Origin of the sequence: Psychrobacter sp. TB15 (assembly GCF_000511655.1) — a bacterium.
GTDB lineage: Bacteria > Pseudomonadota > Gammaproteobacteria > Pseudomonadales > Moraxellaceae > Psychrobacter > Psychrobacter submarinus.
The window spans coordinates 157,865-163,864 of record NZ_AYXN01000037.1 but is presented as its reverse complement, the minus strand read 5'-3'; the positions used below and the strand labels follow the sequence as shown (position 1 = coordinate 163,864).

Genomic DNA, 6,000 nt, shown 5'->3' with positions numbered 1-6,000 from the left:
CTATGAATAAAACAACTTTTAAAATATCGAAGATGGACTGCCCTTCGGAGGAAAACCTAATCCGAATGAAATTAGAGGGCCACTCGAATATTGAACATCTTGAGTTCGACATTCCTAACCGTCAATTAACTGTGTTTCATCATGACAATATAGAAGGGATAGAGACTGCTATTCATGACCTAAAATTAGGAGACACCCTACTCTCGACCGAAACCATTGACCCCTCTGATCCCAACAATAATTTTAAAATTGATGCTGACTCTAGTCACAAAAAAGATGCTGAGCAAAGAAAGCTACTATGGATAGTGCTGGTCATTAACTTTGCTTTCTTTATTATTGAAATGAGCACGGGACTGATTTCTCGTTCGATGGGGTTGGTCGCCGACAGCTTAGATATGTTAGCAGATAGCTTCGTGTACGGAATTAGCTTATTTGCGGTCGGTGGAACGGTCATTAAGAAAAAACGGATTGCTAGAATTGCCGGATATTTTCAAATTACGCTAGCGATTCTTGGTTTTTTAGAAGTACTAAGACGTTTCTTTGGCAATGAGCAGTTACCTGACTTTTCTACCATGATAGTCATATCGATTCTTGCGCTAATTGCAAACTCGATTTGCCTCTATTTACTACAAAAATCGAAAAGCAAAGAAGAAGAAGCCCATATGCAAGCCAGTATGATTTTCACTTCAAACGATGTGATTATCAATTTAGGGGTAATTGTTGCAGGGATTTTGGTTAATTGGTTACACTCTAGTACGCCTGATTTGATTATTGGTAGCATCGTATTTGCTTTAGTTATTCAGGGCGCCTTTAGAATATTGAAGTTGAGTAAGTAGCCAAGCCTAATAACTGAAGCAAATAGCTCAAGTAAGTAGCTTAATTAAACCGCTAAGTGTAAAGTAACTGGGTTTGAAGCAAATAAACATCATAAGGATATGAGACCTCAAGCAATGATTGAACAAACTTTAAATCTAGTCACCACCAAAGACCATCAGCAAGTTGCCGTTTGGCGAATAATAGATGATGAAGTCTTTGATAAGAATCTGGGAGACCTTCCTAAATTTTGTGTAAGTATTTAATCTAAACGTCAGTTACACAGAATCTGGGATGGTCTCTTCAAGTCCTCACTAGCGCACCGATCATAGATAGAATATCTATGGTAAGTACATCATGAAGTACACTGTGGCTATCTCAGCAAGTTGAAACCTTAATAACATTAGCTCACAGCCAAAGATTCAAGTCCTCACTAGGGAACCACTCGTTGTTCCCTTAACAAAACTGACGAAAAACTAAAAAGGACGCCGAAGCATCCTTTTTATTCATACCAAGTCCACTAAAGTGCTATTTTAATGATGCTCGCCTGGCAGGATTCTAGCAAAGGCGCGCTGCGCTAAAGTAGGCTTAGTATCTGTCGTTTGCGCAGCCGATGAGCTTGGGAAGATACGATAGCCGATAGACTGAATGCCAACGTTGATGGCTGGCGCTAGCGAATAAGTTGCAGAGGCAAACTTACCCATGCCGCTGGCGATACTATTGGGTTTTTTCACGATAGCTTTGGCTACCATCATAGCCGCCTCATTAGGCATCAGTGCTGGCATGTAGCGATATAGTTTGGTCGGTGCAATCATCGGCGTGCGCACCAGCGGCATAAAGATATTGGTAATGGTAATGTTATCGCCTTTGACCTCAGCAGCTAAGCAGCGACTAAAAGCATCTAGAGCAGATTTTGAGGCGACATAAGCGCCAAAACGTGGGCTATTGGCTAGTACACCAATCGAGGATATATTGACGATTTGACCGGTTTTTTGCTCTATCATGCCGGGTAAGCAAGCCAGGATAATCTTAACTGCGCCAAAATAGTTAATATCCATGGTGCGCTCAAAATCGTGAAAGCGATTGACTGACTCATGAACAGAGCGGCGGATGGAGCGGCCTGCATTATTGACTAGAACGTCGATACTGTCGAAGTCTTCTTGAATAAGCTTGCTAGTCTTTTCGATATCATCCATGTCGGTCAAGTCACAAGGATAATAGCTGGCCTTGCCGCCTAATACTTCAATGTTTTCTTTGACGACTTTTAGCTTCTCTTCAGTACGGGCAAGTAAGATAACGTGTGCACCGCACTCACTAAGTAAAAAAGCCGTACGCTCGCCGATACCACTTGAAGCACCGGTGATGATAATATTTTTACCTTTGACGACTTTGCTAATTTTTTTCTTTGAAGGGTTTGCCATAAAACATCCTTGTTATTTAATTATTGTATATGTGACTGGCTGTGTGTACAGCGTAACCTCGAGCAAAATATAGCCCCTACTCCTATAAAGACTACATAGTAAGACCTGCGTCTTTGACTTTACTTGATTTGGAGAATATATACAATGGTCATCGAGACACTCTAAGCGTAAAAGGTGCTTTGAGAACGTTTTATCTAGTGACTTCATCTTAGCTTTGACGCTGCATACCGTTTGAGCAGAAAAATAAAGGCTTACTATCATTCGTGCGCTTGTAAGAACTCCTCCACTACTCGAAACTGTCCTGCTGTACTCTCCTCGCCATACATCGCTTGACGAAAGGCGTTAGAACTAGGAATACCTGTGGTGTACCAAGCGATATGTTTACGTGCGATACGGCATCCTGAATACTCACCATAAAAGTCATACAGCTCTTGCAAGTGCGCTAACACTATATCTTTGATCTCGCGGATAGTAGGCGCAGCTAATTGTTCACCGGTACGCAAGTAGTGCTCAATATCGCGAAACAGCCACGGCTGGCCTTGTGCGGCGCGGCCTATCATCACCGCATCACAGCCGGTCAGCTCATACACTTGTTGCGCTTTTTGCGCGCTATCGATATCGCCATTAGCAATCACTGGAATATTGATGCTGTCTTTGACCGCGCGGATAAGCTCATAACGGGCATTACCTGTGTACATATCCTCGCGCGTACGCCCATGAATGGCGATAGCCGCTATGCCTGCTTGCTCTGCGCGCTTGGCAACTCGCAAGATATTTTCACGGCCATTTTCAAAGCCCAAACGCGTCTTTAGCGTCACAGGCGCATCAACGGCATTTACCGCCGCATCAAGCAAACGCGCAACCAAATCCTCATCCTGCAATAGCGCCGATCCTGCAAGCTTACGGCAGACTTTTTTAGCCGGACAGCCCATATTGATGTCGATAATCTGGGCGCCGTTGTCGATCTGATAACGCGCCGCCTCAGCAAGTTTATCCGGCTCAGCGCCCGCTATCTGAGCTGATATTGGCGCAATCTCACCATCGAAATTGGCTCGGTATAAAGATTTTTTACGGGCATAGAGCGCGGTATCTGCGATGATCATTTCACTGACAGCATGCCCGGCGCCAAAAGATTTGCACAGTCTACGAAAAGGGTTGTCCGTCACGCCGGCCATGGGCGCGACCATCAGACGGTTTTCGATACTCAGACCACCGATATCAAGCGGCTGTAATAAGGGATGCTGAGCGGCAACTGGTGCTGAAGAATCAGCCATCGCAGAATTCGCAGAAGTATTTATAGACATAAAAAACGGCTTGATTTGCATAGAAAACAAGCCGTTATTCTAAGGGTTCGTACGCATATTGCAAGCCATTCACGTCAATCCTTTGCCGCTATGACTTTCAATATGACTTCCAAATAGGCGATGCGCCGCTTACTTATCAAACACACTGCCCTGCTCTAGGGTAATATTGTCATCATGCTCTTGCATACGCCACGGCAGGCTGTTGGGAGATTCATGTAAGAACTTGAGGTACTTCTCAAAGTGATCAATGATGTCATTAATCACTGACTCCGATTGATAGCCATAGAGATCATAGGTCTGAGCGCCGCGGCGTAGATACACTTGCGCGCGGTACTGATGCTCTTGTGTCGCTTCTTCTGTGTTATCTACTGCTGTCTTGTCGTCTGCTGAGCCATCAGTGTCTTCGGCATAGTAGTCGGGCAGCTCATGATTAGATAGGCGCACCTCATACCAAAACTCAACATCATCTCCACGCTGCAGCTCTAGTACCGCGCGATTATTGATATCATCGTAATTGACTTCAGGTACCCAGCCTCTCTCGGCGAATTTTTCAGCGACCTTAGTCATCGACTCCATGACCGTACCCTGAATATAAGCGAGCACTTCCTCACGACTTGGCTGATCAGTAATATAGTCAATACGATCTCGCCAAGCCTCAAGCTTTAATAGATGCGGCGGCAGATGATTGTTGTCGGCTAAGCTTTCATTACGATGCCCCTCGATACGGAGCGCGCGCCACATACCAAACATCGCAATCAAGATAATCATAGTAAACGGCAAGGCACTGACGATAGCTGCCGTCTGCAATGCTTGAAGACCACCTGCCAGCAGCAGTACAGACGCCACAACCCCTAAGATAAGCACCCAAAACGTGCGCTGCCAAGCTGGCGTATCACTACGGCCACCCGCCGCTAGCGAGTCTATCACTAGTGAGCCTGAGTCTGACGAGGTAATAAAAAAGGTAATAATCAGCACGACTGCTAACCCCGACACCACTTGCGTCAATGGTAGGTTCTCTAACAGTTTAAACAGCGCAATCGCTTGGTTGTTCTGTACTTCCGTAATGAGCGACTCATAGCCTTGCACCATAATCATGTTTAAGGCGGTATCACCGAAGACGGCAAACCAAAAGAAAGTAAAAATAGTCGGCACTAACATGACGCCAGCGATAAACTCGCGAATCGTACGCCCGCGGCTAATCTTGGCGATAAATATCCCGACAAAAGGCGACCATGAAATCGTCCAAGCAAAGATAAATAGCGTCCAGCTGGTGATCCAATCGCCATGCTGATAGGCTTGCAAGCTAAAGGTACGCTCAACGATATTACCCAAATAACTGCCAGTATTCTCCATAAAGGCATTCAAAATAAAGACTGACGGACCGACGACGAATACAAACAACATGAGCGCCGTTGCTAGTATCATATTCAATATTGACAGCCTTTTTACGCCCTTATCCATCCCTGCTAATACGGAAATCAGTGCCAGAGCCGTTATCAGTGTAATCGCAATGACCTGTACTGTAGTATTGACAGGGATGCTTGGCACCAAATAATTCAAACCGGTGTTAATCTGCGAGACTGAAATACCTAAACTTGTGGCAAGGCCAAATAGCGTGCCTAAAATAGCAAAAACATCGACCGCATGACCGATAGGTCCATATATCTTGTCGCCTATGATAGGATAAAGTGTCGAGCGCATGGACAAAGGCAACCCTTGACGAAAAGCAAAATAAGCCAAGGTCAGCGCCACTACCCCATTAATCGCCCAAATATGAAAGCCCCAGTGAAAATAAGCAATCTGCATGGCCTCTTTTGCCGCGGCAATCGTTTGTGGTTCTGATAGTGGCGGCGTAGCAAAATGCAGTACCGGCTCAGCCACCCCATAAAACAACAAGGCAATACCGTAGCCGGCTGAAAACAGCATTGCAAACCATTCTATAAAGTTATATTGCGCGTCGCCGTGATCCGGGCCAAGCTTGATACTGCCATAAGGAGAAAAAGCCAAAGCTACAATAAATATCAAGAACAGCGCCGTGGCAAGCATGTAAAACCAGCCGAAACCCTCTGTAGTAAAGACAAGCACTTGCTCAAATAGACCGCTTGCCAGTTGCGGATTCACCGAAGCTCCAATGACAAGCAGTATCATTACGATGGCTGTCGGTATAAAGACCGGCATCAAAATCGTAGAACGCAGATTCTCATTTTTCATAGTATTATGACTCTTTTTTAGGCGCAAAAACGTTTATAAGCATAAATAAAGCTGAACCCAATGTAAAACATAGCTCGGCATTAATCCAAAAATATAGGTAAGTTTTAACAAACTTCTGAGTCATAAATAGCCGACCAAAAGGCTGTAAAAAGAAGACGGTAAAAAAAGGGCAACTATACAGCTGCCCTTATCGAGAAATGAGCGATTTTCGATATGCCATATTGCAACGATGAAATGCTCGCCATCCTATT

Annotated in this window: 5 protein-coding genes; 2 read left to right on the top strand and 3 right to left on the bottom strand. The window is 44.8% G+C overall.

Annotated features, from left to right (window positions below):
- Nucleotides 1-2 precede the first annotated feature (2 nt).
- Both W234_RS0109680 and W234_RS14680 read left to right on the top strand, forming a co-directional pair.
- A complete protein-coding gene (locus W234_RS0109680; protein ID WP_025644116.1) occupies nucleotides 3-836 on the top strand; it encodes a cation transporter in 834 nt (277 codons plus the stop codon).
- 99 nt (nucleotides 837-935) lie between these two features.
- Nucleotides 936-1,079 carry a hypothetical protein gene (locus W234_RS14680; protein ID WP_178377961.1) on the top strand — a complete coding sequence of 48 codons (144 nt, stop codon included), beginning with the start codon at nucleotides 936-938 and terminating at the stop codon, nucleotides 1,077-1,079.
- Between the two features lie 267 nt (nucleotides 1,080-1,346).
- Here the strand turns inward: W234_RS14680 and W234_RS0109670 are convergent, their stop codons facing one another.
- The 3 genes from W234_RS0109670 to W234_RS0109660 all read right to left on the bottom strand — a co-directional run bounded on the left by W234_RS0109670 (nucleotide 1,347) and on the right by W234_RS0109660 (nucleotide 5,749).
- Complete coding sequence (locus W234_RS0109670; protein ID WP_025646661.1) at nucleotides 1,347-2,234, bottom strand: SDR family NAD(P)-dependent oxidoreductase; 888 nt, start codon at nucleotides 2,232-2,234, stop codon at nucleotides 1,347-1,349.
- A gap of 257 nt (nucleotides 2,235-2,491) precedes the next feature.
- Nucleotides 2,492-3,538 carry a tRNA dihydrouridine synthase DusB gene (gene dusB / locus W234_RS0109665; RefSeq protein ID WP_084212653.1) on the bottom strand — a complete coding sequence of 349 codons (1,047 nt, stop codon included), beginning with the start codon at nucleotides 3,536-3,538 and terminating at the stop codon, nucleotides 2,492-2,494.
- Nucleotides 3,539-3,667: 129 nt separating this feature from the next.
- Nucleotides 3,668-5,749: a BCCT family transporter gene (locus W234_RS0109660; RefSeq protein ID WP_025646659.1), complete on the bottom strand. Its 2,082-nt coding sequence runs from the start codon at nucleotides 5,747-5,749 to the stop codon at nucleotides 3,668-3,670.
- Nucleotides 5,750-6,000: the final 251 nt, after the last annotated feature.